Source organism: Pseudomonas sp. NC02 (assembly GCF_002874965.1).
GTDB lineage: Bacteria > Pseudomonadota > Gammaproteobacteria > Pseudomonadales > Pseudomonadaceae > Aquipseudomonas.
In genome coordinates this window covers 2,463,100-2,490,099 of sequence record NZ_CP025624.1, presented here as the reverse complement: position 1 = coordinate 2,490,099, position 27,000 = coordinate 2,463,100, and the positions used below count along the sequence as shown (strand labels likewise).

Below are 27,000 nucleotides of genomic sequence, written 5' to 3'. Positions count from 1 at the left end.
AGTCAATAAATCTGGCACTGATACACCGCCTTCGCGAGCAAGCCCGCTCCCACATTTGAAGATCGTTCCCACGCGGAGCGTGGGAACGATCAGGTCCGAAGAAACGCCAGCATCAACTGATTCACCCGCTCCGCCGCCTCCAACTGCACCATATGCCCCTGCCCCGGCAGTATCTCCACCTGAGCCTCCAACCCCTGGGCATGGCTCGCCGGAATGATTGCGTCCTCACTGCCCCAGATCACCAGGCTCGGCTGCTGCCCGACAACGTTGCGTAGATCCACCAACTGCCGACCACCGCTGAACAACGCCCCGGTGATCTGCCGCAACGCCTGCTCCACACCCTCCAGGCGCTTGAACTTGAGCATGTCTTCCAGCATCTGCCGAGTCACCAGCGCCGGATCGCTGAACAGTTGAACCAGTTGCGGCTTGAGTGCATTGCGATTGCTCGCGTCGATAAAACCTTGCAGGTAGTCACTGTTGATCTGCGTACCCAACCCAGCGCTGGCGATCAGGGTCAACGACGCCACACGCTGCGGTGCCACCCGCGCGAGGTTCAGGGAAACCAGCCCGCCCATGGAATGCCCGGCGAGGTGTACCCGGTCAACCTTCAGATAATCCAGCAGTGCCAATACCGCCTGGCTCAGCTCCTCAAGCTCGCCCGTTTGCAGGTACTTGCCCGACTCGCCATGCCCCGGCAAATCCAGGGCGATCACCCGCCGCTCAGCCGCGAGCACCGGGTGATTGAACAGCCAGTTATTCAGGTCGCCACCAAAGCCGTGCACCAGCACCAGCGGTGTGCCGCCCTCCCCGAGGTCCAGATAGCGCAGCAGGCGCCCGCCCACCTCGACCTTCTGTGCCGATGGCCCGCTGGCTTCAGCCTCGGCGGCACTGGAAACGAACCCCGCCTGGAACGCCTCGATCACCCCATCAATCTCGGCCTCGCTGGCCTCGCCTTCCACCACGATTGCCAGCAATGCCCCCACGGGCAAGGTCTCATCGCTCTGGGCCAACACCCGCCGCAGCACCCCGCTGAAGGGTGCCTCGACACTGCTGGAAATCTTGTCGGTCTCGACATCCAGCACTTCTTCACCCTTCTCCACCGGGTCGCCCGGCTGCTTGAGCCAGACATCAACCCGGCCCTCGGTCATCGACAGCCCCCACTTGGGCATGGTCAGTGTATGGATCATGCGGCATTCCTCTTGTCGGCAATCTTCAGCACCGCAGCTTCGATCTTCGCCGCGTTGGGGATGTACAGGTCCTCCAGGGCATCGGAGAACGGCACTGGCGTGTGAGGCGCGGTGACCATTTCGATCGGCGCGCGCAGGAAGCCGAACGCCCGTTGCGCCACCAATGCACTGATGTCCGTGGCAATCGAGCAGCGTGGGTTGGACTCGTCGATCACCACCAGGCGCCCGGTTTTCTCCACGCTTTCAAGGATGCTGTCTTCGTCCAGCGGGCTGGTGGTGCGCAGGTCCAACACTTCGCAGTCGATACCCTGGCGCGCCAGATTGGCGGCGGCTTCCAGGGCGATGTGCACCATGCGCCCGTAGGTCACCAGGGTTACATCGTTGCCTTCACGCACGTAGTTGGCTTCGCCGAACGGCACGGTGTACAGCTCTTCCGGCACTTCGCCCTGGAGGCTGTAGAGCATTTTGTGTTCGAGGAAAATCACCGGGTCGTTGTCGCGGATCGCCTGGATCAGCATGCCCTTGGCGTCATAGGGCGTGGCCGGGCACACCACCTTGAGCCCGGGAATATGCGTCCACATCGAGGTGAGCATCTGCGAATGCTGGGCCGCCGCACGCAGGCCGGCGCCGTACATGGCGCGCACCACCAGCGGCGTGGTGGTCTTGCCACCGAACATATAGCGAAACTTCGCCGCCTGGTTGAGCAACTGGTCGAGGCAGCAGCCGATAAAGTCGACGAACATCAACTCGCACACCGGGCGCATGCCACGGGTGGCTGCACCGACGGCCATGCCCACATAACCGACCTCGGAAAGTGGCGCGTCGAGCACGCGGTCGGGGAACTCCGGATACAGCCCCTTGGTGACGCCGAGCACGCCACCCCAGGCGTCCTGTTCACCGGGCGAACCGGTGCCGCCGGACACGTCCTGGCCGATGATGAACACGCTCTGGTCGCGGCGCATTTCCTGGGCCAGGGCTTCGTTGATTGCCTGCTGATAGCTGATTTTTCTAGCCATGATGACTTCTCCACGGATTGTTTTTGTAGTGGGTGGCGGTTAGCGGTAGGCGACGTAGACATCGCTCAGCAGGTCGGCGGCCTGGGGTTTGGGATCGGACTTGGCCAGGCGCACGGCGTCTTCGATCAGCTGCGCGACTTCGGTGTCGATGCGTTCGAACTGAGCCGCGTCGAGCCAGCCTTCGGCGGTGCAGCGCTGGCGAAACAGGCTCAGGCAGTCGCCGGTTTCCCGCAGGTTTTTCACTTCGTCCGGGCCGCGATAGGTTTGCGCATCGCCTTCGAAGTGGCCGTAGAAACGGCTCAGTTTGACCTCCACCAGCGTCGGCCCTTTACCGCTGCGGGCACGCTCTACCGCAACGCCGAGGGCGGCGTGCACGGCAAAAAAGTCGTTGCCGTCGACAATCACCCCCGGCATGCCAAAACCCACGGCGCGCTCGGCAATGTCCTTGCAGGCCACCGACCAGCCGGACCCGGTGGCTTCGGCATAACCGTTGTTCTCGGCCACGAACAGGCACGGCAGGTTCATGATCGAGGCCAGGTTCATCGCTTCGAACACCGCGCCCTCGTTGGAGCCGCCGTCGCCGAAAAACGCGACCGCCACCCCCGCGCTGCCCTTGAGCTTGGCCGCCAGCGCCGCACCGGCTGCCAGCGGCGCCCCGGCACCCACAATGCCGTTGGCGCCGAGCATGCCCTTCTCCTGGTCGGCGATGTGCATGGAGCCGCCCTTGCCGCCGCACACCCCGGTTTTCTTGCCGTAGATCTCGGCCATCATGCCGAACACGTCCACACCCTTGGCGATGCAATGGCCGTGGCCACGGTGGTTGGACGCGATGCAATCTTCATCGTTGAGGTGGGCCATGACCCCGGCGGCGCTGGCCTCCTGGCCGGCATACAAATGCACGAAACCGGGAATCTCGCCGGTGGCGAATTCCACGTGCAGGCGTTCTTCGAAATCACGGATGGTGCGCATCACGGTGTAGGCATGGAGCAATTGATCGGTGGACAGGTGAGTGGACATCTTGTTGTTCTCCAGGTTGTCTCGACACACAAAAGGCTGGATCAGGCCAGCTGCAAGGCACTCAGCACGGCCTGTGCCAATCCGTTGGAAAACCCGGGAAAGCCTTGACCCAGAGCAGTTGCCTGGAAGCGTGGACGTGCCACTGTGGGCCGTTCAATGAGACGCGCCGTTGCAACCTGCCCGCAGCGTCTGCGGCGCAATGAGACGCTGCGTCTCACCTCGGGCAGTTGGTCAGGCCGGCCTTGTTCCTCCCGGCCCATGGGCGCTTAATGGCGGGCATAACAACAAGGATCGAGAACCGGAGGCTTCAATGCTCGCCGTGAACTCCAAGGACCATGTCGACTGTGTCAGCCGCGTGGTACGCAACGCCGACCGCCTGCCCCAGGCTCCGGTGCCGTCGCTGATTTTTGATTCCTGGCGCCGCTCCATGGAGCAGCACCACCTCGACCCCGGTTCACTGCAAGGGCCGCGCATCCTCACCAGCACCCTGCTCAAGGAATGCCGCGAACGCGCCGAACTGTTCATGCGCATCGCCAGCGAGGAAGTCGGGCAGATTCACAACCGGGTGCGCCACGCCGATTACTGCGTGATGCTTACCGACGCCCAGGGCCAGACCATCGACCATCGTGTGGACGCCGGCATTCGTAACGACTGCCGCAAGGCCGGCCTGTACCTGGGCACCTGCTGGTCGGAAGCCGAGGAAGGCACCTGCGGCGTGGCCACGGTGCTGACCAGCAAGGCCGCGGTCACCGTGCACAAGCGCGACCACTTTCGTGCGGCGTTTATCGGCCTGACCTGCTCTGCCGCACCCATCTTTGATCCCCAGGGCAACCTGCTGGGCGTGATGGACGCCTCCGCCCTGAAATCGCCGGATGACCGGCGCAGCCAGCACCTGGTGCGGCAGATGGTGGCGCAAAGCGCGCGGGCCATCGAGAACGCGTTTTTCATGCACAGCGCCCGGCAACATTGGATGTTGCAGGCCCACAGCACGCCCGGTTACGTCGACAGCCAGCCGGACATGCTGCTGGCGTGGGATCAGGATGGGCGGCTGCAAGCCTTGAACAGCAAGGCGCGGCAGGCCCTGAGATTGCGCTTCGGGCAGTTGCCGGAGCATATCGGCGAAGTGTTTGACCTGGACGCGTTGCGCGCCGTGACCGATCAATCGACGCAGCAGTTGCATTGGCTCGGCGAGCCGGGGGCGTTGCAGGTACGGGTCAGCGCGCCGCGGCGTAAGGCTGCACGTGCGACGGTGTCTTCGAGTCATCAGGTAGACCCGCGAGTAGAAGAACATCTGCGCCTGGCCGTGCGGGTCAAGGACCGCAACCTGCCGGTGCTGGTCCAGGGCGAAACCGGCGCCGGCAAGGAAGTGTTTGCCCGCCAGTTGCATGAACGCAGCGCCCGTCGCGACGGACCCTTTGTGGCGGTGAACTGCGCGGCGATCCCGGAAAACCTGATCGAGAGCGAACTGTTCGGCTACGTGGCCGGGGCATTTACCGGTGCCTCCAGCAAGGGCATGACCGGGCTGCTGTTGCAGGCCGATGGCGGCACGTTGTTTCTCGACGAGATCGGCGACATGCCGCTGGCGTTGCAGACGCGACTGCTGCGGGTAATGGCCGAAGGTGAAGTGGCGCCGCTGGGCGGGGCAAAAACCCGGGCGGTGGATATCCAGGTGATCTGCGCCAGCCATCGGGACTTGGCGGCGCTGGTGAGTGCTGGAAGCTTTCGCGAGGATTTGTATTTCCGGTTGGGCTGTGCGCGGTTCTGTGTGCCGCCATTGCGCGAGCGCATGGACAAACTGGCATTGATCAATCGGCTTCTGGAGCAGGAGGCGCGGCACAGCGGTGTTGCGGTCGGGATCGCGGCAGCGGCGCTGGAGTCGCTGCTGGGTTATGCCTGGCCGGGGAATGTGCGGCAACTGCGGCATGTGTTGGCGTATGCGTGTGCGGTGTGCGATGGCGGGACGATTCAACTGGCGGATTTGCCGGTGGAAGTTCGCGGTAACGCGGTTGCGGTGGAAACATCGGAAAGCGTCAGCCCGGAACGGCAGTTGGTGCTGGACGCACTGATTCGGCATCGATGGAAGCCGCTGGCGGCGGCGCAGGCGTTGGGGATTTCCAGGGCGACCTTGTATCGGCGGGTTAACCAGCTGGGTATCGACATGCCCGGCAAGCACTGACCCAACACGGTCAAAAATGTGGGAGCGGGCTTGCTCGCGAAGGCGGTGTACCAGTCAACATTTCCGGTGGCTGACACTCCGCCTTCGCGAGCAAGCCCGCTCCCACATTTTTTGACCGAGTGATTCCGCCGGCTCAGCGGTACAGAATCCCGCCATCAATCAACGGCGATTGCCCGGTCATGTAATCCGAATCCGGCCCCGCCAGGTACGACACCAGCCCCGCCACATCCTCCGGTGTTTCCGCCCGGCCCAACGCAATCCCGTCCACATACTTCTTGTACGTCGCCCCCACCTCGGCGCCGGTAATCTCGGCCATGCGCTTGTCGATCTCGACCCACATGTCGGTGCCCACCACACCCGGGCAGTAGGCGTTGACGGTAATCCCGTCAATGGCCAGTTCCCTCGCCGCGGCCTGGGTCAGCGCGCGCACGGCAAACTTGGTGGCCGAATACACCCCCAGCAGCGCAAAGCCTTCATGGCCGGCAATCGAGCAGGCATTGATGATCTTGCCCTTCTGCTTCAGCGCCTTGAATTTCTTGCCTGCGGCCTGGATGCCCCAGAGTGTGCCCTGCACGTTGATACGCAGCGTGCGGTCGACCTGTTCCGGAGTCACGTCCAGCAGTGCATCAATCTGTGCGACACCGGCGTTGTTGATGATGATGTCGAAGCCGCCCAGGGTCTGGTGGGCATGGTCCACCGCCGCGACCACTTGCTCCAGCTTCGAGACATCGGCGACATACACCGAGGCCTTGCGCCCCAGTGCAACGACTTCGGCCGCCACCGCTTCAATCTTCGCGCTGTTGATGTCCACCAACGCTATGTCGGCGCCATCCCGCGCCAGGCGCAGGGCGATGGCCCGGCCGATGCCTTGCCCGGCGCCGGTCACCAGTGCAACTTTTCCAGCGATACTCATGACGATCTCCTTCAACGGTGAGAGAAGCCTTGTCTATCGCAGTTGCCAGGGGCCGCTGTCGAGCAGCAGCAGGATTGATCTGCGGGCTGAGACGGGACGTCTCAAAGCGAACCATTCTCGAAAACTTGTAAAACGCCGCCGTTATGCCTAGCTTATGCGCCCTCCGCTCTGCGCTCTCAGGCCTTCCCCCATGGTTTTGCGTCTTCGCCCCGCTGCCCCTTCACGTTTTGCCCTCGGCCTGTTGCTCAGCGCAGGTATTGGAAGCAGCCAGGCGGCTGATATCGAGCTGCCGGAGGTGAAGGTCCAGGGCCAGGATGAATCCGGCTATAACACCGACACCGCGTCGGTGGGCGCTTTCAATGAGGCGCCGTTGCTCGACACGCCGGCCTCGATCGCGGTGTTCAACGAGTCGTTGATCAAGGACCAGCAGGCGCGCTTGCTCAGCGAAGTGCTGCGCAATGACGCCTCGGTGGGCGACAGCTATGCGCCCATCGGCTACTACGAAAACTTCGTGGTGCGCGGTTTCTCGCTGAATGCCGCCAGCAGCTACAAGATCAATGGCCGCACCATCACCGGCGAGCAGAACGTTGCCCTGGAGAACAAGCAGCGCGTGGAGCTGCTCAAGGGATTGTCGGGTATGCAAAGCGGGATTTCCGAGCCCAGCGGCGTGATCAATTACGTGACCAAGCGCCCGGAGGATGTGCGCTCGGTGACGGTGTCCACCGATGATCGCGGCAGTGGTTACCTGGCCACCGACGTGGGCGGCTGGTTTGGCAGCGAGCAGCAGTTCGGCCTGCGCGCCAACGTGGCCCATGAAGACCTGCATTCCTATGTCGAACATGCCAATGGCCACCGGGATTTCCTGTCCCTGGCGTTCGACTGGAACATCAGCCCCGACGCGGTATTGCAGCTGGATGCCGAGTATCAGAACAAGCAACAGCGCTCGGTGCCGGGTTATCAGCTGCTGGGCGGGACCGAGGTGCCGCACGACGCGTCGCCGAAAAAACTGCTGGGGCATCAGAGCGGTGCGAATCAGGTAGGGATTGATTCGCTGAACCTCAACGGCAAGTTTGAATATCGCTTCAGTGACCAGTGGAAAGGCAGCGTCAGCGCGGCGCGCAGCAAGGTGGTGATTGATGATTACAGTTCGTTTGCGTGGGGCTGCTACGGGTCCGCGAGCTGTGCCGGGGCCAAGGTACCGAACTACTTCAGCCCGGAAGGCAACTACGATATCTATGACTTCCGCAGCCCTGATGACACCCGGCGCGATGATGAAATCCAGGCCGCGATGACCGGGTTGTTCAATACCGGTGGCCTGGGGCATGAGTTGACGTTTGGCAGCAGTGCGTTTCGGCGAGTGGTGGACAAGCGCGAATCGGTCAACGAGATGATTGGCTCCGGCAATATCAATCAGGACCCGGAAAACTTCGCGCCCACCGATAAGCCCCTGAACGATAGTCATCGCAACCTCGACAGCCGCCAATACGGCCTGTTCGTCACCGACCGCATCAGCTTCAACGAGCAATGGCAGACCATCGTGGGCGGCCGCGAAGTGCGCCTGGACGAAAAGGCTTTCGATGATCAGGGCAACGAGTCGCGCCACACCCGGCAGTATGTGTTCCTGCCCCAGGCGGCGCTGATCTACAAACCGATTGAAAACCTGTCGCTCTACACCAGCTACAGCAAAGGCCTGTCCCTGGGCGGTACCGCGCCGTGGTTTGCCCTGAATAAAGATGAAACCCTCGCCCCGACAGTTTCCCGCCAGATCGAAGCCGGGGTGAAATACGACTGGCGCCGCATCAGCTTTGCCGCCGCGATCTTCCAGACTCGCCAGGCCTATCAATATGCCAGGCCGGATGACGCCGGCGACTACACCTACGTGCAACAGGGCGAGCAGAAAAACACCGGCCTGGAATTGTCCGCCAACGGCTGGGCCACCCAGCGCTTGCAGATCGCCGCCAGCGTCGCGGCCATCCGTGCACGGGTGACGGGCAGCGGCACGCCGGAATACGAACGCCATCAGGCGATCAACGTGCCGAAACTGCGGGCCAGTCTGTACGCCGACTACGCCCTGCCCTGGGTCGACGGCCTGGCGCTGCTCGGCGGCGTGCAATACAGCGCCAACAAGTACGCCAATCGCACCGGTGATGTGGAAGTGGGCGACTACGCCATCGTCAACGTCGGCAGCCGCTACACCACCAAACTCGATGGCTATGAAACGGTGTTTCGCCTGAGCGTCGACAACCTGTTCGACAAGCGTTACTGGCGCGATGCTGGCGAATACATGGGCGATGACTACCTGTTCCAGGGTGCGCCGTTGACGGCGCGCTTGAGTGCCACGGTCAATTTCTGACGGTACGCGGGATCGCCAGGCATAGCGCCGCCAAGGCGCACACCAACAGGGTCCAGCCCAACTGCTGGACCCAGGCTGCCAGGGTCAACCCCACCCCGATCACCAGGTAATACAGCAAACCGAACAAGGCACCGGCGGTGCCAAGGCGGTCGCGATAAGCCGTGAGTGCCGCCCCCAGGACATTGGGAATCGCCATGCCGAAGGCCATGACCACCAACAGCATCGGCAACACGAACAGCCAACGGTCCTGTAACAGCACCACCAGCACGCTGCCCACTAACATCACGCCACCGGCTGCCAGCACCAGCTGTTCGCTGCCGGCCCCGCGCTTGAGCAACCCCTTGTTGAGCCAGGCCCCAAGCCCCGAGCCCAACGCCAGCAGGACGCCGCTGTAGCCGAACTGCTCGGCAGACAACCCCAGGCGCTGGAACACAAACGGCCCCAGGCTGTAATAGCTCAACAGCGCGATATTGAAGACCGCGACCAGCCCCACCGAACGCCACAGCGCCGCATCCTTGAGCATCAGGCCCAGGGTGCCGCGCAACGACGCTGTGGGCAGCGAGGCCGGGCGGGTTTCCGGCAAGGCCCACAGGCACCAGGCCAATAACGTCAGCGCCAGCAGCAACAAGCCTGTGAGCACCCCGCGATAGCCAAAGTGCTGCACCAGGCCCGCGCCAGTGAACAGGCCAATGGCGGGGCTGGCCGCCAGGGCAATGCCCACGACTGAAAACACCTGCGCCAGCCCGGCACCGCTGAAGCGGTCGCGCAGCACGGTTTGCGTCACCACCGACCCCACCGCCGCACCAAACGCCGCCACCGCCTGGGCCAGCAACAGGCCGTTGAACGAACGCACGCCCAAGGCCAGCGCTGTGGCCGCGCCATAAAGGGCCAACCCGGCCAGCATCACCGGGCGCCGGCCGAAGCGGTCACACAAGCGTCCCCACACCACGACCCCGAACGCGAAGGCCAGAAAGTACACCGACAAGGTCTGCCCCGCCGCCTCGGGCCCTACCGCAAACGCCTGGCCGATATCCGCCAGCGCAGGGCTATACAGGGTTTGTGCGATTTGCGGGAACATCAGCAGCGCCACCGCCAGCACCAGCAAGTTTTTCAACATCATCCAGACGCTCTTCACGAGTAAACAGGCCAGGGAGTCTAAACAGCGGCAGCTGGCGTATTATCCAGACTTCGACACCTTATCAATGAAATCGGACATCCCATGGCATGGCTGGCGGCGCAGACACCTTTCGATCCCGACCGCTTCGACGCGCCCGTGGTGGGCATCGCCGCCCTGCTGGGTGATCACGACTCCGGTGTACATCAGCATCAGCGCGGGCAATTGCTGTTCACCCAACAGGGCTGCACGCGCATTACCCTGGCCAACCAACTGTGCCTGTTGCCGCCCACTCGGGCAGCGTGGATTCCCGGCGGTGTGCCGCACCGGGCAGTGATGCAACAGACCGTGGATTACCGTTCGGTGTATGTCAGCCCGGCATTGGCCGGGCAGTTGCCGGCACAAGTGCGGGTGATTGAGGTGAGTGCGCTGCTGCGGGCGGTGCTGGAGCCCATGGCAATGGCGGCGTTCGACACCGATTGGCAACAGGGCAAATACGCGCATTTGCTGGCGCTGTGCCTGAGTGAAATCCGCGAGGCAGTCGAGCAACCGCTGCTGCTGCCCCTGCCCACGGACAAACGCCTGGCGCCGTTATTGCAGAACCTCGACGCGCTGCCACCGGAGCTGCAAGCCTTGCAACGCCAGGTGGCCGCCAGCGGCAAAACCATCGGCCGGATCTTCCTGCGGGAAACCGGCATGGGCTATCAGCAATGGCGCCAGCAGTGGCGCCTGATGCGCGCCATCGAGCTGCTCGCCACCGGGCGCAGTCTCGGGTACTGCGCCTTTGAGTTGGGCTTTGCCAGTGACAGTGCGCTGATCGCCTTCTTCAAGGCCATGACCGGCGCCACGCCACGGGGTTACTTCAAGTGAATGCCGACTGGCTGTAACCCGGTGGTAGATCGGCTTCATTGATCGTTCCCTCGCTCTGCGTGGGAATGCATCCCGTGACGCTCCGCGTCACCCGTACGCAAGACTTGAGCCTTACATCGCCCGCTGGACGCAGAGCGTCCGGGGCGGCATTCCCACGCAGAGCGCGGGAACGATCAGTCATCCCGGCGTCTTGTCGGGTTATTTAGGCATCTTGCGAAAACCCACCGCCAGACGGTTCCAGCTGTTGATGGTGGCGATCGCCACGCTCAGGTCGACTTGCTCTTGCGGGCTGAAGTGGGCGGCCAGTTCGGTGAAGTCTGCATCCGGTGCGTGGGTCTGGCTGAGCAGGGTGAGGCTTTCGGCCCAGGCCAGCGCGGCGCGTTCACGGGGGGTGAAGAACGGCGTTTCACGCCAGGCCGACACGGTGTACAGGCGGCGCTCGGTCTCGCCCCCCTTGCGGGCGTCGGCGGTGTGCATGTCGAGGCAGAAGGCGCAGCCGTTGATCTGCGACACACGCAGGCGCACCAGTTCCAGCAGCGGCAGTTCGATGGACAGTTTGCCGACGGCAGCCTCCAGGGCCAGCATGGCTTTCATGGCATCCGGGGAGGCGGTGTAGAAGTCGGTACGAGCTTGCATGGTGATACTCCAGAACAGTGGGGATTGGTGTCTAGAGTAGTGACGAGGGGGCATTGGACAAATAGCCAATCCGGGGAAAGATCAGGTAGCCAATGGGGCCAATCCTGACGATCACCCCGGCCCTGCGCCTTCACCGCGAAACGCACTGGGGCTCAGCCCGGTCCAGCGCTTGAACGCCCGCCGAAAACTGCGCACATCGCTGTAGCCAACTTCCTCGGTGATCCGTTCGATGGACAACCCCGGGTTGCTCAGCAAGCCCATGGTCCTTGCCCTGCGCACCTGTTCCAGCAAGCCCTCGAACGTCAGCCCATGCTCGGTCAGGCGCCGGCGCAAGGTACGCCCGCTCATGTTCAAGTCACTGGCGACCTTTTCCAGCTGGCTGCCCTGCAAATCCCGGGAAATCGCGCGCTCCACCGCCTGGATCAAATCCATTTTCTGATGCAGTTGCGCGCTTTCCAGTTCCAATAGTTCCAGGGCCTGGCGCAAGGCCAGGGCATGGTGATTCGGCAGCCGCACATCCAGCCAGTGGCTGGCCAGGACCATGCGGTTATGCAGGCAGCCAAAACGCACATCCGCACCCAACAGCTGGTGATAGTCAGCGACATAGGTGGGCGCGGCGTGGATAAATTCGACCCGCAGCGGCATGAAGCCCTCGCCCACCAGGGCGCGGCCATACACCATCAGGCTGGCGAAGAACTCCTCGGCGGCAAACACCTGCACCTCGGCGTAGGGCAGCAGGCATTCGATATCGACGAAAACTTCCTGGGGGCCTTCATGGGTGCGCGAGGTGGCGATACCACCGGAGGTGTGCTGATGACGTTCCCCGATGGCAAACGCATCGCGCAACGTCTTGCACAGTGAAATCACATGGCCGAGCAGGCCCAGGGTGCCGAGTACGTTCTGATGGCCTACCCACAGGCCCAGCCCCTGGTCGGGCAACACCTTGAGTGCACGCTGGATCATCGCTACCGCCTGGCGATAGGAAATGCGCTGGGCCGGGTCGTCCAGGTCGGCCAGGGTGAATCCCAGGCCACGGCACAGGTGCTCGGCGCTCGCGCCTTTTTGCGCGACCACTTGGCCGAGGGTTTGCAACAGAAATGGCGAGACCAGGGCCAGATCATAGTGCGGATCAACGGCTTTCCTTTGCATGGATCTTCGATTCCCGACTGAGTGCTTCAGTTCTTGTTTTGGAAACATCCTGACAATCATAGGCTCTTGCAAGAACTGCTGCACTCTGGATGAAAGCTGTCCGCCAAAGTCCCCCTATGTGGCCGCCAATACCCTGCCCCGCCGGGCGCCGAGGGCTTATTTCTATAGGCAGCGTCGTCCTGATAATAATAATGAGCCCAGACATGAACACGACCCGTGCGTTTTACCCCGTGCAACTCGCCCTGTTGACCCTCATCAGCCTGCCGGCCCTGGCCACCGAAGGCGGCGTCGACAACATCGGCCCCGGCACCGATGGCTTCTACATCCTGCCGCTGGACGTCAACAACCTGCCCGACCACATGTTCGCCTTCAACATCTATTACAACCATTACGAAGCCAGGAAGCTCGATATCAGCTCGTTGGGTGGCAAGGTGCCGGACGTGAAGATCAAGTCCGACGCGATCATCCCGCGCCTGGATTACCTCAGCCCGTTGCGGGTATTCGGCGGGCGCCTGGGCGGCTACATCGCCCAGCCGTACCTGAAGCAACAGGTGTCGCTGTTCGGCATGTCCGACACCCGGGAAAGCATGGGCGACACCACCGTGGCGCCGATCATCCTCTGGGACCTGGGCAGGAACCTGACAGTGGGCACCGCCCTGGAAATCACCCTGCCCACCGGCGAATACGACGCCACGCGTCTGGCCAATACCAGCAACAATTTCTACACCTACAAACCGTTGGTGTCGGCGACCTGGATGCCCAACGAGCGCACTGAGCTGTCGATCAAGACCACCTACAGCTTCAACAAGGAAAACCCCGACACCCATTACCGGTCGGGGCAGATTTTTCACTTCGACTACTCGGCCAGCTACAAGGTGACGGATAACCTCAGCCTTGGGCTCAACGGCTACTACCTCAAGCAGACCACCGACGATAAGCAATACGGGCATACCGTGGTGAACATCTATGGCGAAGATGTGGATGACGGGGTCAAGGGCCAGGTGTTTGCGATCGGTCCGGCGGTGTATTTCACCTTCCTCAAGTATGCGAGTGCCGAGGTGCGCTGGGCCAAGGAGTTTGATGTGCAGAACCGGCCGGAAGGCGACATGTTGTGGGCGAAGTTGACGATTCCGTTTGCCCTGTAAACCCGGCAAAAACTGTAGGAGCGAGCTTGCTCGCGAAAAACGTCAACGATAACGCGGGCCGTCTGGATGAACGCGTCGTCCTTGGGTTTTTCGCGAGCAAGCTCGCTCCTACAGTGGGACGGCGTTGTCAGGTGTAGACCGGCCAGGTATCGACGATTTTCCCGCCCCGTACTGCCAGCAAATCGCCGAACTGCAGCAGCACAAACTCACTCTGGGTCGGGCGCAGAAACACCTGGTCTTCCACGTTCAGCCCCACCTTGGGCGAACCATTGACCATCTCCTGATTGGAGCTGCGCCCATACAGGTCATTGCTCTGCAAGCCCCTGGGCGATTCAAACTCCGCCATCCAGTTGCCCCCATAAATAAAGAACGTGGCGCGCTGATTCGCATCCCACCACGAGAACAACCGCGACTTGCCGTCCAGCGCCGGAATGTCCACCGGCCCGGTGCTTTTCAACACGGGCGTGGCGATATAGGCCGCCGGCACATGCTCGCTCAGCGACGGCAAGTCATAGTGCGTCGGCTTGAGCAACGCCGTGCCCACCGACACCTCGCTGCTGAGCTTCTCCTGCTCGTGAATGCGATAGCTCGGGCTGCCTGCCGTATTCAACGTCAGCCCGTCGCGCCACAGCGGCGCAAAGTGCTGGCGGGTGTAATCCACATAGCCGTTGTAGCGCTGCATGACTTTGTCGAACAGGTCCTGGGGCGAGCCGAGAATCCCCGGCACGCCCATGCCCACGAACGGGTCGTAGCCCATGAACCCGCTGAATTCCAGCTGCTGCGGATGCGCGCTGATCAGCGTGAGCATTTGCCCCAGCACCGCGTTGTCGCTGATGCCGCCGCGATGCAGGCCCACATCCAGCTCGATATTGACCCGTAGTTTCGTGCCCAATCCCTGGGCCAGCGCCAGGTATTGTTGCAAGCGCTCGGGCGTGTCCAGCAGCCATTGCAGCTGCCGGGACGGGTCGAACGGGCCCTTGTGGGTTTGGTAAAACAACTCGGCGGAACGCACCGGCAACGGCTTGCCCAGCAGGATGTCGGCGTCGGGAAACACCTGGGCGTCGTGATTCAGAAATGGCTGGTGAAACGACATCAACCGTTGAGTGCCTGCGCGCTTGGCGATATAGGCCAGCAGCCCCGGCGACGGCAGGGATTTCTCCACCAGCCGCAGATGTTTGCCGCCGCGCTGCACTGACTGCATCACCACGTCGATGTTGTGGTCCAGGCGATCGAGGTCGATCAGCATCACCGGGCGCATCGGCCCATGGGCCTTGAGTTCCTGGTTGAGGCTGCGGAAATACTCGGTGTACGGGCTGCCCCGGTCGCCGGGCCTGAGCAAGATGGCCCCCCCCACCAGCAACACGCCGGTGCCGAGCATGAAATGTCTGCGGTTCATCAGGCCACTCCCAGAATAGACGACAGGTGCGCATTGAGGAATTTGCCGCTGGGGTCCAGCTCGCGGCGCACTCGGGTAAATTCCTCCCAGCGCGGATACAGCGGCTGCAAAGTGCGCGCATTGAGGGTGTGCAACTTGCCCCAGTGCGGGCGACCGGCGTATTTCCAGAAGATCGGTTCTACGGCGGCGAAGAAGTTGTGGTGGTCCATGGTGTAGTGCTGGTGCACGGAAATCGAACAGCTGTCGCGGCCCTCGAACATGCTCAGCGGAATGTCATCGGCCTTGACGTAGCGGTACTCGATGGGAAACCAGGTGCGCAGGTCCTTGTCGTTGATCAGCTTGAGGATTTCCCGCAGGCATGCCGGTCCGTGCTCGGCGGGCACCGAATATTCCATCTCGTTGAAACGCACGTTTCGCACGTTGGCGTACACCTGGAACGACTCGGCCACGCGGTCATCGAAGCTGGCAAAAAAGCGCAGGCTGTTGAGCAAGGTACGCCGGGCCTCGGGGAAATCGCTGCCGTATTTGTCGAGTTTCTCGATGATCGACACAAACTCGTTGCCGCCCGCCTCCGCCGGGTCGATGGGCGGGGTTTCGGGGTCGGTGGTTTCGTTCAGGGCGATGGACAGGGCGTAGTCGGAATGGGTCACCACGAGCATTTCCCAGTGCTGGTTTTCCCGGGTGTTCTTAGCCACGTCCTCCAGCAGTTCTTCAGTCTTGGCGATCCACTGGCGCTCCCGCAGGCGGTACGGTGCGCGGTTTTGCAAGCGGACCTGGGTGGCCACGCCGAGGGCCCCGAGGGACACCCGGGCGGCACTGAACACCTCGGGGTGACGCTTGGCGTCGCACTCCAGCACCTCACCCTGGGCGGTCACCAATTGCAGGCCGGTGACGCAACCGGAATATGAGGTGAAGCCCACGCCGGTGCCATGAGTGGAAGTGGAGATCGCCCCGGCCAGGGTCTGGTAGTCGATATCCGCCATGTTCGGCAGCGCCTGCCCGACGTCTTTCAAGGCCTGGCCCATGCGCGACATCGGCGTGCCGGCGGCGAAGGTGGCCTGCAAGGTTTGCGGGTCGTGATCCAGCAGGCCATTGAAGTAGCTCAGGGACAGCAGCGTGCCGTCGGTGGGCACCAGGGCACTGAACGAATGGCCCGAGCCCACCGGCCGCACCTTGCCCGGTGCCTGGCCGATGACCTGCACCAGTTCATCAAGGTTCTTCGGCGCCAGCCGCGCCAGGGGCAGACAGGTTTGCGCCCCCGACCAATTGCGCCAGGGAATCAGCCGCGGTGCCCGGGCCAGCTGGGCCAGTACCGGGTTACTGGTCAATGCCATGAACGCGCCGGCCACCGCGCCGCGCTGCAATAATTCTCGCCGTGAAAGCCCCATCGCCTACCCCGTTATTCTTATTGGATGTGTTGACCCGACATAAAGCTGATCAGCCCCAGGAATTGCTCTTCGGAGCACTGCACGCACATCCCCATCGGGGGCATGCCGTTGTAGCCATTGATGGTGTGGTCCAGCAGGGTGTCCGGGCCCTGGGCGATGCGCGGGCTCCAGGCCGGGCCGTCACCGGTCAGCGGCGCACCGGAGGCCGGGTTGGCGTGGCACAGCTTGCAACTGGTGTCGTAGACCTGGGCCAGGGCTGCGTCGCTCGGCATGGCATTGGCCGCCGTGGCACGTTCGGGGGGATGTTTCGGTTTGTCGCCACAGGCTGTCAGCAGGCAGGTCACGGCCAGCAGCAGACTGATGCGACGGGGGTTGATTGCCCGCATAGCCACCTTCTCTCTTATTGTGTGAAAGCGTGATCCACACTAAGGCAGCCAGGGCGCGGCGTTGAGGGTATTGGGGGACAGAAAGGGGGGCTTGGGCGGACAGGCTTCAGCGGCTGATCGTTCCCACGCTCTGCGTGGGAACGCCGCCTTGGACGCTCTGCGTCCGCGTTGTGACGCAGAGCGTCACGGGATGCATTCCCACGCAGAGCGTGGGAACAATCAGTCAGGCAGATTTAGAACGCGATACCGACCTTGAACCCATACTCGTCACGCTTGAGCTTGGTGTTGTCGGCCACGTACGAATCGTCATCGAGCTTGTACTCGGTGCGGGTGTAGTACAGGCCCGCCATCACCGGCAGGTCGCCTTTCTGGTTCATCAGCAGGCTGACTTCGGCGTACGGGTTGGTGCGGTCCTTGAGGTCCACGGTGTCGCTGCCGATGCCGTCGACCTTGAGCTTGGCGCGGCCGTCGATGGTATGGCGGGCGCCCAGTTCAACACGCATGGTCATGTCGTCGAACTGGTGGTTGTAGCCCAGGGCCGCCTTGGCGAACGGCGATTTGTTGGTGAGTTTCATGTCGTAGTCGCCCGAGTCCGGCTCGTAGCGGGTCCAGCTGTAGCCGCCACCCACCAGCACGTCGACGAAGTTGCGCGCATCCAGCGCGGCACGCCAGCCGAGGTCGAGGTCGGCCTGGCCTTCCTTGAGCTTGTTGTCGCTCTTCTCGCCGTACTTGGCTTCGATACCGGCCTGGTAGATAAAGCCGGATTCAGCCGTCAGCTTGTTGCCGAAGTTATAGAACAGGCCGGCTTCAGGCATGTGGTCCTTGTCGCTTTGGCTACCGCCTTCGAGTTTGAAGTCGTTGTAGCTGCCGAGGATCCCGAAGGTGGAAATCGGGTCGGTCGGCGCTGCGGCGAACACCACACCAGGTGCCGCGATCAAGGCCAGGACCGAGGAATTCTTGAGGATCTTTCCGAATAGTTTGGACATCGTTTTACGTCTCCATTGCAGGTGGCAAATTATTCAGGAAACGCTTCGAACCCTCGTTTTGGCGAAAGGTTCGAATTAATTTGCACCTTTTTCGAGGTAAAACGGTTCAGCGAAGGCTCTATATCAAGCGTCTTGGACGGGAGCCAGCAAACGACCGAGAATTGACCGCAACTGCGGATGCGCCGGCAGGCGAATGCCAAAGCTGGCCTGCAACAGGTTCAGCAACTCTTCGACGTCCTCGATTGCACGCTTTTCGCTGGCCCGGTCCAGGTAGTGAATCGCGTACTGGCCGTTGTTCAGCGTGCGGCGAAATCCCGGGCCAATCAGTGCGACTTTCAGCTGGCCGAGGAACGGCGAATCCGGATGGGTGGAGACGTACCAGTTACCGATCTCGTAGTCGAAGTGTGACTGCACCTGCAGGTCGAACACATACAAGCCGCGCCACTCACCGGCGACCTGCGCCCACAAGGTGTAGCTGCCCTCCTCCAGGCTCAGGCGATAGGGTTCATGGGCGGTGGCCTGGGTGGCATCGGTGTCCAGTTGCAACGGACTGGTGGGCACCATGCCACCAAAGCCGACATCACTGATGTAACGCACGCCGTCCAGGGTCACCAAGCTCAGCCGATGGGTGCGCGCCGTCAGTGCATCGGGTGGCCCCCCCATCACCACACGGCCGGTAATGCCCCGCGCCTCGAAGCCCAACTCCTGCAACAAGGCCAGGAACAGCTGGTTCAGCTCGTAGCAATAACCACCACGGCCGTCGAACAGGACTTTTTGTTCGACGCTCGGCAAATCGATCGGCACCGGTGCGTGCAGCAGGGTCGACAGGCTTTCAAACGCGAAGGTGCTGACATGGCGCAACTGCAGATCCTGCAGGGTTTGCAGGGTGGGCGGAGGCGGCGTGTCGTAGCCCAGACGTTGCAGGTAGAGGCGGCTGTGGGTCAGCTCTGGCATGACGCAATCCTGGAGTCGGTGGCGAAAGCACCACTAATACCCTGACGGCGGTTATTTGCCAATTGTGGGTTGAATCAAATGCAAGTCCTCAGATGCACAAACTTTCTGAACCTTTCTGAACTGATTTATATCCATTCACTACAAGACAGGGAGGCATCATGAGTACCGCAATGATCTACACCATCCACTACTTGCTACACGGCGAACCAAAAACCTTTGTGGTGCGTGCCGAGGTCATGAACAACGCCGAAGCGTGGCATTGGGCGGCCGTTGACGCCGACATTGCCCACGTGGGGCGCATAGGCCGACCGGGCCATGAGCGGGTGAAAAAGACCACTCGGCCCTGGGCGGAGAAGTTCGGCATCACCGAGGTGACATGGACAGCCCCGAAACGGCTTGGTTGAGGAATAAAAAGCCCCGCACGACGGCGGGGCTTGTTTCACTTTTTCAGATCACCGAGGGGATCATAGGCCGGCTTCTTGCCGGTTTTTTCTGGCTTGTCCAACGGGGCAATGGCGGGACCTACCGGGTCGACCTGTGGGTCGGCGACGTCCGGGGAATCGGGGTCGAAACCCAATTCGTCCTTGCCGCTGGAATGCTCGGATGAATGCGGGCCGCTTGTACGATTAGTCATAACTACCTCCTTGGCGCGCCGGGTCTACAGCGGGCGGGCCTTGTCGTGCAGGTTTTCCAGGTCTTCCTCGACCTGCTCTTCGTCGTCTTGCCGTTCGGCCGGGTCGTTGGGGCGCAGGGCGTCGTTGTCACGCTCCTCTTCGCCGGGCGTGCGGTCGGGGTTGGGTGTGCCGGGCGGCTGTTGCTGGTACCGGGTCATGATTCACCTCGCTTGGGGGTCGGTTGCCTACAGGGGTTAGAGAAATTGCGCTGATCCATCGTTCAACCTGATTACCGTCACTCCGACGGGTGAAGCATGAGAAGATGCTGGCCGGCGTTATAACCCTACTTGTGCCATGGAGACTGACCCTGGATGTTTGAGCTCAAACCGTGCGACCCGATTGTTTTTCGCCAGCAGACGCGACGCAGTACGTTGATAGTCGCGGGGTTGTTTGTGGTGTTGGCGATGGTGCTTTCCAGCCTGGCGGTGATGCTGTTTGGTGAGCCTGGGGGGGATAATTTTCGCTTTAATGTGGGCGGGGTGTTTGCCGGGGTGTTGATTACCGTAGGGCTGGTGCGGGGGCCGTTCTGGAACCAGGCCTGGTTCGCGCCGGCGGTGTATGGGTGGCAGCTCAAGCGCAGCCTGATGAGTGTGACTAATGTGATGCACAAGGTGACTGACGGGGTGAAGGCGAATGATCCGGTGGCGATCAAGTTGCTGCGGTTTTATCACCTTGGGTTGATGCAGATGCACGAACTGGACGCCAATTCGAGTTCTCAGGCGCAGTTGGTGCGCGAGGTTGATGAGCATCTGGAGAAGATGCGGGGGTTGGGGATTGAGCCTGACCAGACGCGGCTGGATCCGGATTGGGTTGAGGCTGTGAAGGCTCGCTGATTGGGGGGCATATCCGTTATTTGGGTGATGGCTGATATGGGTTCCGCTCTTACAGCGGCTCACTTTTGAAGAGCGCAAAAGTAAGCAAAACGCTCTTGCCCCACCACTCGGCTCCTCGCCTAGGCTCGGAGTGCCCTCACTCCGGCTTTGGACCGTGGGCCGCCGTCATGGGCCATCCCTGGCCCAGGACGGCTAACCCGGCGTCCTGCCGGGTTACCCACGCTCCAAAGCCTGCGTTCGGCCAGCGTGGTTTAACGGGGCGCCTAAGATCAAAAGCAGATCAACAGCACAGCGGCCTCCCGGCCGGCTTGAGTGTTTAGAAGCCAAATCAAAAGCTAAAGCGGGCACGGTCCAAATGTGGGAGCGGGCTTGCTCGCGAAGGTCGTTAACGATGACGTTGGCATTCTGGATGAACGCGGCGCTCTCAGGTTTTTCGCGAGCAAGCCCGCTCCCACATAAAAGCAGACCTGTTTTCGCTCTGGTTTTTGCTTTTGCTTTTAACACTCAAGCCGGCCGGGAGGCCGCTGTGCTCTGCTTTTGATCTGCTTTTGATTTTGATCTGCGGGCCCCGTCAACCACGATGGCCACAAGTAGGCACGGTGGAGCGGGTAAATCGGCAGGGATGCCGATTTAGCCGCGCCGGGCCATGGATGGCCCGTCGCGGCGGCCCGCGGAACCGGGCCAGAGTGCGGGCATGCCGAGCCTAGGCGAGGCACCGAGTGGTGGGGCAAAGACCTTTTGGTTACTTTTGGCTGGGCCGGCATTCCGGGCGTTTGCCAAAAGTGACCCGCTGTAAGAGCGGAACCCTAAGTGGCCGTTACCGAAGAAACGGATATGTACCCCCCTCCCCCCATCTCATGCTAAACCCCTGGCCCGCCAGCAAAACACCGCACTGACCGCAATCGCCGCCCCCGCCACGCCAAACACCCAAGGCGCCGACGCCACCGGCAACAACAACCCCGCCAGCAAAGGCCCAAGCCCCGCCCCCACATCACGCCACACCGCATTCGACGCCAACGCCGAAACCCGCATCGCCCCCGGATTACGCTCCGCCACCAGCGTCGTCACCAACGGCAACTGCAACGCCCGCAGCACCAACACCGCCGCCGCCCCCACAATCACCCAATGACTACCAAACGCCCCCAACGCCAACGCACTGAGAAACGAAAACAGCAGCAACATCGACGTAGCACCAAACTGCTGCGCAGCACGCCCCCCCAGCGGGCTCAGAAGCAACTCCGAAACATATCGCAGCGCCATCAACCCACCGGCAATCAATACCGCATTGCCACCCAGCAGCTTCTGCGCCTGAATCGACAGGCCAAAGATAAACAACCCATCCAGCGCCACCCCTTCGATAAACGACCAGGTCGCCACACTGTCAGGCAACTTGAACCGCCGCCCCGGCGTGCCATGCAAATTGTGACCCGCAGTCGGCAACCCCCGCGCCATCCACAACCCCACCAGGCAACACACCGCCAGAATCCAGAAGATCGGCCGCGGCCCCACCTGCAACGTCAGCCACCCACCCAACGGCAAGGCCAGCATCGGCCCCAGGGCAATCAACGCCCGCGACCGCCCCGCCCGCCGCGCCGCACCCAGCGGTTCAGAGGTAGCCAATACTTGAGTGGAAAGGTTCAACGCCGCAAAACACAGGCCCCAGACCAACCGCAGCCCCAGCAAGGCCGCAAACCCGGACAGCATCGAGTTGCCAAGAGCACACACCGCCGCCGCGCCGGCGGCAATGGAGCACGTCAGCCGATCACCGTTGCGGGCGTAGAAATTCAGAACATGCTTGTAGCCGAAGATCCGCACCAGGCGGTTGGCCGCCAGCAGCACCCCGGCCTGGGCCAGGGTGATACCGAACGCCTGGGACTCCATCGGCAGCACCAGGTACAGCAACACGTCACTGGGCAGGCACAGGCCAAGGGTCAGCGCGGCACGGCGGGAGTGGGAATCAGCACTGCGTTGGGCCAGATCAGACATAAAAGCTGAAACATTCAGAATTATTTAGACGGCCACGGTAGCCGTCTACCTCAAGGTTTTACAAGGCCCAAATAATTAAACCTTGGCGCCGTCCTGCATCAGGCGCAACCCGCTGGCCACCGCGCCCACCAGGGCAAACCCGCAGCCCAGCCACAACGCGTACTGCGGGCCGCTGCTCAGGGACAGGTGGAAACACAACGCCACCAACGAAGCGCCGAGTGTCTGCCCCATCAACCGCGACGTGGCGACGATCCCGCTGGCTCCCCCGCTGCGGGCAATCGGTGCGCTGGTCATGATCGCCTTGAGGTTGGGCGACTGGAAAAAACCGAACCCGGCGCCACACAGGGCCATGCGCCAACCGATATCGAAGGTCGAGGCGTCGTTGCCCAGGGTCGCCAGCGAGGCCATGCCCGCGCTCAACATCACCAGGCCGATGCCGCACAACAACGCCAGGGAGATACGGTCCGCCAGGCGCCCGGCAATCAGCGCCATCACCGCGACCACCGCCGGCCACGGCGTCATCAGGAAACCGGTGGCCACCTGGCTGTGCCCCAACACCGTTTGCAACAGGAACGGCAGCGACACAAACGCCAGCCCCTGGGCGCTGAACGCGCAAATCGCGGTGAGGGCCGACAAGGTGAACAGCGGGCGCTTGAACAGATCCACCGCGAGCATCGGCGCCGGGTGCCCGGCCTGACGGCGGATCAGCAACAGCCCGCACAGCAGCGCCACGGCGATCAGCCCCAGCGTCAACACCGCCTGCGCACCGTGCACCGCCGAGCCCAGGCCCAGCACCAGCAGGGCAAACAACCCGGCGCAGAGAATTGCCGCCAGCCGGTCGAAGGCATGCCCGGTGATCGGGATCACCGGAATCGCCCGCACCCCGAGCCACAAGGCCAATGCCCCAAGGGGCAGGTTGATCAGGTACAACCAGTGCCAGGTAGCCACCGATAGAATCGCCGACGCCGCCGTCGGCCCCAGGGTAAAGGCCAGCCCCACCACCAATGAGTTATACCCCAGCCCTCGGCCGAGGATTTTTGCCGGGTAGATATGCCGCAACAGCGCAATGTTCACGCTCATGATTGCCGCAGCGCCCAGGCCCTGCACCACCCGGGCGGCAGTCAGCGTCGGCAGTGACCAGGCCAGCCCGCAAAACAGCGACGCCACCACAAACACCAGCAAGCCGCCGAGGAACACCCGGCGGTGGCCGACCACATCACTCAGGGACGCAAAGGGCAGCACCGCCGCAATGGTCGCCAACTGGTAGGCATTGACCACCCAGATCACCGAAGCGGAGTCGGTGCCAATCCCTTCGGCCAGGGTCGGCAACGCGGTGTTGACGATGGCCGTGTCGAGGGTCGCCATGCCGATCCCCAGGGAAATGGCGACAACCGCCGCTAGACGCTTATCACTGGGCAACCCATCAGCTACTGAAGACATGGACAATCCGCACACGTGGCAAAGGCGTCTAGATTACGGGCAGCGGCCTTTTTTTTCAGCGGGCAAATGCGCGGCTGTCCAAATATTCATGTTCAGGTGCGCCATTTGCCCATCTGCGCCATCTGCACCAGCACCTCGGCCAGGGCGGGCTGCGGCGCGCTGTTGACGGTGACCAATGCCACGCAACGGCTTGGCCGCAAGGTCGCCGCGGCGGTGGCAGCGCGGCCGCCGAGATCGAACCCGCCGAGCACCGCCTCGGGGATGTGCAAGGCGTTCATCAAGTCCAGCACGTCCTGGCCGAGCACCACTTCCTGAGTGCTGGCGGGTGCCGCCTTGTCCAGCGGCGTGGTAGTGCCATGGCCACGCAGGTACGGGGCAACTACCCGAAAGCCCCGGGCGGCCAGGTAGGGTGCGACCTCGGCGAAGCGCTCCAGGTCGCCGTCCGCGCCATGCAGCAAAATGATCGGCCTGCCCTCTTCCGGGCCGGCCTCGTAGTAGCCGATATCCAGCAGGTCGGTGCTGACCTGGCGGATCGTCCAACGGGCGGGCGTCGCCATGACCGGCAGTGACAACGCCACTGAAGCAATGGCGCTGGAAATCAGAAAGCGCCGGCGATTGAAAAAAGACATAGGTTTATAGCTCCGAAAAATGCGACACAGAAAGGTCTTCAACGACCCCCACAATCAACTCGCTGCCGATCCAGCCGGCCAACAGCTCACCGGCTTTCGCGACGCCCTGCTCTTCCCCCAGGCGCGCTACCAGAAACTCGCACAACCCGGCAAAACTGCCGTCGCCTTGCAGGTGCACCAAGGCCTGGAACTCCAGCGCATCGACCTGGCGCAAGCGCGAGGTGAACTGGCGGCGCCACACCAGCAGCCCACCGGCCTCGGCCAGCATCAGCGCCTCGGGCGCCGGGGTTTGCTGCCACAATGCCGACCAGATCGCCTCGGCGTTGGTGGTCAGCCCATGGCACCGCAGCGACGGCGTGAGTTGCAGGCGTGCCGTGTCCCAATCCACCGACGCCAGCACGTCCATGGGCAACGGGCTGGCATCGGCGGCGACAAACGCTTCATTGAGCGACGACTCGATCCAGGCCAGTTCATGCACGTCGGGATTGTTGGGGAACAGTTCGCCCAGGGTCAGGTGAAAACCCTCGGGATAGACGTCCAGGGTCCAGGCATGGGGCGGATGCCGGTCGATATGGCTGACGCACGCGGCCAGGAACGCCTCGTCCCCGACCCAGCGCCGCAGGTTGGGAAACGCCTGTTCCAGGCAACCCACCAATTGCGCGCGGTAGTTGTTCTGATACACCGCCAGTCCCGCGGCCTTGTTACCCAACATCTCGGCCGACTGCTCCGAGGCACTCACCAGCCAGGTATGAAAAGCCTGCTGCCATTGCGCGAGATTCATGAGCGCACCTGCGCACGCTTGTAGGCCTCGGAGGCACCGAGCATGCGGGCGAGCGACAGCTCCTCCAGCAGCTCTGCCAGGGGCGGGATCTCGTCATCGCGCTCGATCATCGTGGCGACCGGGCCGAGCAACGCAACGGCCTTGGCATACAAGTCCCAGACGCCATCACACACCGGGCTGTCGTGGCTGTCGATCAGCAAATCGCGGCCCTGGCTATGGCCGGCCAGGTGAATTTGCCGGACCCGCTCGGCCGGAATCCCGTCGAGAAACGCGAGAGCGTCAAAGCCATGGTTGCTGGCGCTGACAAACACATTATTGACGTCCAGCAACAGCTCGCAGCCGGTGCGCCGGGACATGGCGGCGATGAATTCCCACTCGCTCATGGACGCGCCATCAAAGGCCAGGTAGCTGGACGGGTTTTCAAACAGCATCGTGCGGCCCAACACTTCTTGAGCCAGGTCGATATTGGCGCAGACCCGGTCCAATGCCTCATGGGTGTAAGGCACCGGCAACAGATCATGGGAGTTGAAACCCCCGCTGCGGGACCAGCTCAAGTGGTCGGACACAAACAGCGGTTCGATCTCGTCCACCAGCGACTTGAGGCGTTTCAGGTAATCGCGATCGAGGCCCTCGGCCGTGCCGATCGACATCGACACCCCGTGCAGCGCCACCGGATACCGCTCGCGAATCTGGCGCAGGATGTGCCGGGGCTGGCCGCCCGCGACCATGAAATTCTCGGAGATCACTTCAACGAAATCCACCGCCACCGGGTTCTCCAGGAACTCGCTGTAGTGTTCCTTGCGCAGCCCCAGGCCATAGCCTGGAAAACGCGGGTTGGGTGTCGGCATCATGTGGTCTCCGTTGCATAAATAGGCGGCGGGCCCAACCTGGGCCCGCCGGGGTGTTACTTCGGTTCGGTAGTGGTGCCGCCCAGCTTCAGGCACTCGGACGGGGTCTTGACGACAACGCCCTGGCCCTTGCAGCTGTTGAGGCCCTTGCAATCGTTCTTGGCCGTGGCGCACAGGCTTTCGCCCTTGCAGTTGTTCACGCCGTAGCAGCGACCCGGCTGTTCCGGCTGGTCGGCGGCGCTGGCGGCGGCCGCGAAGGAAGCGGACGCCATGGCGATCAGGGCGGCAGCAGTGGCAAGGCTCAAGCGGGATTTGATGGATGTGCTCATGGGTATTACTCCTCGGGGGTGGGGTTTATTTGATGACGGATGCCGCGTCTTCGATGACCTTCGCCACAGCCTCGGGCTGGGAGATGTACACCGAGTGGCTGGCCTTGATTTCAGTGACTTTCGAGCCGGCGCGCTTGTACATCCAGCGCTGCAGATCGGGGCTCAGGGCACGGTCTTCGGTGGACACCACGGCGTAGGTCGGCTTCTTGTGCCAGGCCGCGGCCCACACGGTGCCGCCAAACAGCGCGGTGGTGGCCGGCACCTGGGAGGCGGCCATGAAGTCGGTGCGGTTGGTGGTCAGGTCGGCAGCAAAGTCGGCATTGAACTTGGTGCGATCAAAGAACAGATGGCCGTCGCGGGTCTGCATCACGTCATTGCTCGGCGCCGGCATCGACGACAGCAACTGGCTCATGTTCTCGCCGACTTCCGGTTGCAGGGCCGAGACATAGACCATCGACTTGACCTTGTCGCGGTCACCGGCAATCGAGATCACCCCGCCGCCGGAGCTGTGACCCACCAGCACCACCGGGCCGACCTGCTGCTCCAGCACTTCGCGGGCCTCGGCCACGTCGGCGGCGAGGCTTTCATGGCCCTGATGCACCACGGTGACCTTGTAGCCCTTGTGAATCAGGATGTCGTGCACCACTCGCCAGCCGGAGCCGTCGACAAAGGAACCGGGCACGATCACCACGCTTTTACCGGTGCCCGGCTGGGGCTTGGCTGCATCGGCGGCCGAGGCCACCAACGGTGTAGCGAGTGCCATGGCGATCGCCAGGGAAGAAAGAATACGCATG

The 27,000-nt window shown here is 62.5% G+C and carries 27 protein-coding genes; 6 read left to right on the top strand and 21 right to left on the bottom strand.

The features are described from left to right. Positions 1-89: 89 nt before the first annotated feature. Genes C0058_RS11830 through C0058_RS11820 form a run of 3 tightly spaced genes read right to left on the bottom strand, consistent with a single transcriptional unit; the run spans position 90 to position 3,220 of the window. A complete protein-coding gene (locus tag C0058_RS11830) occupies positions 90-1,187 on the bottom strand; it encodes an acetoin dehydrogenase dihydrolipoyllysine-residue acetyltransferase subunit (protein ID WP_102368650.1) in 1,098 nt (365 codons plus the stop codon). Beyond that, positions 1,184-2,203: an alpha-ketoacid dehydrogenase subunit beta gene (locus C0058_RS11825; RefSeq protein WP_003219158.1), complete on the bottom strand. Its 1,020-nt coding sequence runs from the start codon at positions 2,201-2,203 to the stop codon at positions 1,184-1,186. Before C0058_RS11825 ends, C0058_RS11830 begins: the two co-directional genes overlap by 4 nt. A gap of 39 nt (positions 2,204-2,242) precedes the next feature. Beyond that, on the bottom strand, positions 2,243-3,220 hold the full coding sequence (locus tag C0058_RS11820; protein ID WP_003219159.1) for a thiamine pyrophosphate-dependent dehydrogenase E1 component subunit alpha: 978 nt from the start codon (positions 3,218-3,220) through the stop codon (positions 2,243-2,245). Between the two features lie 310 nt (positions 3,221-3,530). On the opposite strand from C0058_RS11820, the gene C0058_RS11815 reads away from it, so the two are divergent. Beyond that, positions 3,531-5,396 carry a sigma-54-dependent Fis family transcriptional regulator gene (locus C0058_RS11815; protein ID WP_102368649.1) on the top strand — a complete coding sequence of 622 codons (1,866 nt, stop codon included), beginning with the start codon at positions 3,531-3,533 and terminating at the stop codon, positions 5,394-5,396. Between the two features lie 133 nt (positions 5,397-5,529). On the opposite strand, the gene C0058_RS11810 is transcribed toward C0058_RS11815, so the two are convergent. Further along, positions 5,530-6,309: an acetoin reductase gene (locus C0058_RS11810; RefSeq protein WP_102368648.1), complete on the bottom strand. Its 780-nt coding sequence runs from the start codon at positions 6,307-6,309 to the stop codon at positions 5,530-5,532. Positions 6,310-6,499: 190 nt separating this feature from the next. On the opposite strand from C0058_RS11810, the gene C0058_RS11805 reads away from it, so the two are divergent. Beyond that, a complete protein-coding gene (locus tag C0058_RS11805) occupies positions 6,500-8,662 on the top strand; it encodes a TonB-dependent siderophore receptor (RefSeq protein ID WP_102368647.1) in 2,163 nt (720 codons plus the stop codon). On the opposite strand, the gene C0058_RS11800 is transcribed toward C0058_RS11805, so the two are convergent. Continuing rightward, entirely contained in the window at positions 8,652-9,782 is a 1,131-nt protein-coding gene (locus C0058_RS11800; RefSeq protein ID WP_102368646.1) for an MFS transporter, read from the bottom strand. The genes C0058_RS11805 and C0058_RS11800 overlap by 11 nt on opposite strands. A gap of 99 nt (positions 9,783-9,881) precedes the next feature. Here C0058_RS11800 and C0058_RS11795 point away from each other — a divergent pair, with 99 nt between their 5' ends. After that, positions 9,882-10,646, top strand: a complete 765-nt coding sequence (locus tag C0058_RS11795) for a helix-turn-helix transcriptional regulator (protein WP_003219180.1) — start codon at positions 9,882-9,884, stop codon at positions 10,644-10,646. Between the two features lie 198 nt (positions 10,647-10,844). On the opposite strand, the gene C0058_RS11790 is transcribed toward C0058_RS11795, so the two are convergent. Together C0058_RS11790 and C0058_RS11785 are read right to left on the bottom strand one after the other, a co-directional pair. Beyond that, positions 10,845-11,282 carry a carboxymuconolactone decarboxylase family protein gene (locus C0058_RS11790; RefSeq protein WP_003219182.1) on the bottom strand — a complete coding sequence of 146 codons (438 nt, stop codon included), beginning with the start codon at positions 11,280-11,282 and terminating at the stop codon, positions 10,845-10,847. A gap of 111 nt (positions 11,283-11,393) precedes the next feature. Then, entirely contained in the window at positions 11,394-12,431 is a 1,038-nt protein-coding gene (locus C0058_RS11785; RefSeq protein ID WP_102368645.1) for an AraC family transcriptional regulator, read from the bottom strand. Positions 12,432-12,634: 203 nt separating this feature from the next. Here C0058_RS11785 and C0058_RS11780 point away from each other — a divergent pair, with 203 nt between their 5' ends. Next, positions 12,635-13,576, top strand: a complete 942-nt coding sequence (locus tag C0058_RS11780; RefSeq protein ID WP_102368644.1) for a transporter — start codon at positions 12,635-12,637, stop codon at positions 13,574-13,576. Positions 13,577-13,703: 127 nt separating this feature from the next. Here the strand turns inward: C0058_RS11780 and C0058_RS11775 are convergent, their stop codons facing one another. The 5 genes from C0058_RS11775 to C0058_RS11755 all read right to left on the bottom strand — a co-directional run bounded on the left by C0058_RS11775 (position 13,704) and on the right by C0058_RS11755 (position 18,686). Beyond that, complete coding sequence (locus C0058_RS11775) at positions 13,704-14,972, bottom strand: DSD1 family PLP-dependent enzyme (protein WP_087693357.1); 1,269 nt, start codon at positions 14,970-14,972, stop codon at positions 13,704-13,706. After that, positions 14,972-16,300, bottom strand: a complete 1,329-nt coding sequence (locus C0058_RS11770; RefSeq protein WP_168197529.1) for a D-arabinono-1,4-lactone oxidase — start codon at positions 16,298-16,300, stop codon at positions 14,972-14,974. Before C0058_RS11770 ends, C0058_RS11775 begins: the two co-directional genes overlap by 1 nt. A 77-nt stretch (positions 16,301-16,377) precedes the next feature. Then, entirely contained in the window at positions 16,378-16,746 is a 369-nt protein-coding gene (locus tag C0058_RS11765; protein ID WP_003219191.1) for a cytochrome c5 family protein, read from the bottom strand. Positions 16,747-16,979: 233 nt separating this feature from the next. After that, a complete protein-coding gene (locus C0058_RS11760) occupies positions 16,980-17,732 on the bottom strand; it encodes an outer membrane beta-barrel protein (RefSeq protein WP_003210885.1) in 753 nt (250 codons plus the stop codon). Between the two features lie 123 nt (positions 17,733-17,855). Further along, positions 17,856-18,686: an arylamine N-acetyltransferase gene (locus C0058_RS11755; protein WP_102368642.1), complete on the bottom strand. Its 831-nt coding sequence runs from the start codon at positions 18,684-18,686 to the stop codon at positions 17,856-17,858. Between the two features lie 158 nt (positions 18,687-18,844). Here C0058_RS11755 and C0058_RS11750 point away from each other — a divergent pair, with 158 nt between their 5' ends. After that, positions 18,845-19,090, top strand: a complete 246-nt coding sequence (locus C0058_RS11750; RefSeq protein ID WP_023658994.1) for a DUF6555 family protein — start codon at positions 18,845-18,847, stop codon at positions 19,088-19,090. 35 nt (positions 19,091-19,125) lie between these two features. Here the strand turns inward: C0058_RS11750 and C0058_RS11745 are convergent, their stop codons facing one another. Both C0058_RS11745 and C0058_RS32780 read right to left on the bottom strand, forming a co-directional pair. Next, the gene (locus C0058_RS11745; protein WP_003210890.1) at positions 19,126-19,320 is read right to left on the bottom strand and encodes a DUF6021 family protein; all 195 of its coding nucleotides are present in this window, start codon (positions 19,318-19,320) and stop codon (positions 19,126-19,128) included. 24 nt (positions 19,321-19,344) lie between these two features. Beyond that, positions 19,345-19,518 carry a hypothetical protein gene (locus tag C0058_RS32780; protein ID WP_008430128.1) on the bottom strand — a complete coding sequence of 58 codons (174 nt, stop codon included), beginning with the start codon at positions 19,516-19,518 and terminating at the stop codon, positions 19,345-19,347. Positions 19,519-19,671: 153 nt separating this feature from the next. On the opposite strand from C0058_RS32780, the gene C0058_RS11740 reads away from it, so the two are divergent. After that, on the top strand, positions 19,672-20,193 hold the full coding sequence (locus C0058_RS11740) for a DUF3087 family protein (RefSeq protein ID WP_087693365.1): 522 nt from the start codon (positions 19,672-19,674) through the stop codon (positions 20,191-20,193). Positions 20,194-21,048: 855 nt separating this feature from the next. On the opposite strand, the gene C0058_RS11730 is transcribed toward C0058_RS11740, so the two are convergent. The 7 genes from C0058_RS11730 to C0058_RS11700 form a co-directional block, all read right to left on the bottom strand. Next, complete coding sequence (locus C0058_RS11730) at positions 21,049-22,179, bottom strand: MFS transporter (RefSeq protein ID WP_017478989.1); 1,131 nt, start codon at positions 22,177-22,179, stop codon at positions 21,049-21,051. Positions 22,180-22,254: 75 nt separating this feature from the next. Then, complete coding sequence (locus tag C0058_RS11725) at positions 22,255-23,619, bottom strand: MFS transporter (RefSeq protein WP_023658995.1); 1,365 nt, start codon at positions 23,617-23,619, stop codon at positions 22,255-22,257. Positions 23,620-23,711: 92 nt separating this feature from the next. Continuing rightward, positions 23,712-24,248 carry an alpha/beta fold hydrolase gene (locus tag C0058_RS11720; protein ID WP_102368641.1) on the bottom strand — a complete coding sequence of 179 codons (537 nt, stop codon included), beginning with the start codon at positions 24,246-24,248 and terminating at the stop codon, positions 23,712-23,714. A gap of 4 nt (positions 24,249-24,252) precedes the next feature. Next, complete coding sequence (locus C0058_RS11715) at positions 24,253-25,029, bottom strand: DNA-binding domain-containing protein (protein ID WP_102368640.1); 777 nt, start codon at positions 25,027-25,029, stop codon at positions 24,253-24,255. Further along, entirely contained in the window at positions 25,026-25,877 is an 852-nt protein-coding gene (locus C0058_RS11710; protein ID WP_102370241.1) for a DUF692 domain-containing protein, read from the bottom strand. Before C0058_RS11710 ends, C0058_RS11715 begins: the two co-directional genes overlap by 4 nt. A gap of 56 nt (positions 25,878-25,933) precedes the next feature. Next, positions 25,934-26,206: a hypothetical protein gene (locus tag C0058_RS11705; RefSeq protein WP_003211275.1), complete on the bottom strand. Its 273-nt coding sequence runs from the start codon at positions 26,204-26,206 to the stop codon at positions 25,934-25,936. Positions 26,207-26,231: 25 nt separating this feature from the next. Continuing rightward, entirely contained in the window at positions 26,232-26,999 is a 768-nt protein-coding gene (locus C0058_RS11700) for an alpha/beta fold hydrolase (protein ID WP_003211274.1), read from the bottom strand. Position 27,000 lies beyond the last annotated feature (1 nt).

Excerpts from the sequence above, each read along its gene's own strand:
- C0058_RS11720 (WP_102368641.1), bottom strand. The coding sequence starts at position 24,248 with ATGTCTTTTTTCAATCGCCGGCGCTTTCTGATTTCCAGCGCCATTGCT.
- C0058_RS11715 (WP_102368640.1), bottom strand. The coding sequence starts at position 25,029 with ATGAATCTCGCGCAATGGCAGCAGGCTTTTCATACCTGGCTGGTGAGT.
- C0058_RS11800 (WP_102368646.1), bottom strand. The coding sequence starts at position 9,782 with ATGATGTTGAAAAACTTGCTGGTGCTGGCGGTGGCGCTGCTGATGTTC.
- C0058_RS11805 (WP_102368647.1), top strand. The coding sequence starts at position 6,500 with ATGGTTTTGCGTCTTCGCCCCGCTGCCCCTTCACGTTTTGCCCTCGGC.
- C0058_RS11810 (WP_102368648.1), bottom strand. The coding sequence starts at position 6,309 with ATGAGTATCGCTGGAAAAGTTGCACTGGTGACCGGCGCCGGGCAAGGC.
- C0058_RS11785 (WP_102368645.1), bottom strand. The coding sequence starts at position 12,431 with ATGCAAAGGAAAGCCGTTGATCCGCACTATGATCTGGCCCTGGTCTCG.
- C0058_RS11780 (WP_102368644.1), top strand. The coding sequence starts at position 12,635 with ATGAACACGACCCGTGCGTTTTACCCCGTGCAACTCGCCCTGTTGACC.
- C0058_RS11765 (WP_003219191.1), bottom strand. The coding sequence starts at position 16,746 with ATGCGGGCAATCAACCCCCGTCGCATCAGTCTGCTGCTGGCCGTGACC.
- C0058_RS11755 (WP_102368642.1), bottom strand. The coding sequence starts at position 18,686 with ATGCCAGAGCTGACCCACAGCCGCCTCTACCTGCAACGTCTGGGCTAC.
- C0058_RS11825 (WP_003219158.1), bottom strand. The coding sequence starts at position 2,203 with ATGGCTAGAAAAATCAGCTATCAGCAGGCAATCAACGAAGCCCTGGCC.
- C0058_RS11795 (WP_003219180.1), top strand. The coding sequence starts at position 9,882 with ATGGCATGGCTGGCGGCGCAGACACCTTTCGATCCCGACCGCTTCGAC.
- C0058_RS11790 (WP_003219182.1), bottom strand. The coding sequence starts at position 11,282 with ATGCAAGCTCGTACCGACTTCTACACCGCCTCCCCGGATGCCATGAAA.
- C0058_RS11705 (WP_003211275.1), bottom strand. The coding sequence starts at position 26,206 with ATGAGCACATCCATCAAATCCCGCTTGAGCCTTGCCACTGCTGCCGCC.
- C0058_RS11745 (WP_003210890.1), bottom strand. The coding sequence starts at position 19,320 with ATGACTAATCGTACAAGCGGCCCGCATTCATCCGAGCATTCCAGCGGC.
- C0058_RS11725 (WP_023658995.1), bottom strand. The coding sequence starts at position 23,619 with ATGTCTTCAGTAGCTGATGGGTTGCCCAGTGATAAGCGTCTAGCGGCG.
- C0058_RS11740 (WP_087693365.1), top strand. The coding sequence starts at position 19,672 with ATGTTTGAGCTCAAACCGTGCGACCCGATTGTTTTTCGCCAGCAGACG.
- C0058_RS11700 (WP_003211274.1), bottom strand. The coding sequence starts at position 26,999 with ATGCGTATTCTTTCTTCCCTGGCGATCGCCATGGCACTCGCTACACCG.
- C0058_RS11760 (WP_003210885.1), bottom strand. The coding sequence starts at position 17,732 with ATGTCCAAACTATTCGGAAAGATCCTCAAGAATTCCTCGGTCCTGGCC.
- C0058_RS11750 (WP_023658994.1), top strand. The coding sequence starts at position 18,845 with ATGAGTACCGCAATGATCTACACCATCCACTACTTGCTACACGGCGAA.
- C0058_RS11775 (WP_087693357.1), bottom strand. The coding sequence starts at position 14,972 with ATGAACCGCAGACATTTCATGCTCGGCACCGGCGTGTTGCTGGTGGGG.
- C0058_RS32780 (WP_008430128.1), bottom strand. The coding sequence starts at position 19,518 with ATGACCCGGTACCAGCAACAGCCGCCCGGCACACCCAACCCCGACCGC.
- C0058_RS11830 (WP_102368650.1), bottom strand. The coding sequence starts at position 1,187 with ATGATCCATACACTGACCATGCCCAAGTGGGGGCTGTCGATGACCGAG.
- C0058_RS11730 (WP_017478989.1), bottom strand. The coding sequence starts at position 22,179 with ATGTCTGATCTGGCCCAACGCAGTGCTGATTCCCACTCCCGCCGTGCC.
- C0058_RS11820 (WP_003219159.1), bottom strand. The coding sequence starts at position 3,220 with ATGTCCACTCACCTGTCCACCGATCAATTGCTCCATGCCTACACCGTG.
- C0058_RS11710 (WP_102370241.1), bottom strand. The coding sequence starts at position 25,877 with ATGCCGACACCCAACCCGCGTTTTCCAGGCTATGGCCTGGGGCTGCGC.
- C0058_RS11815 (WP_102368649.1), top strand. The coding sequence starts at position 3,531 with ATGCTCGCCGTGAACTCCAAGGACCATGTCGACTGTGTCAGCCGCGTG.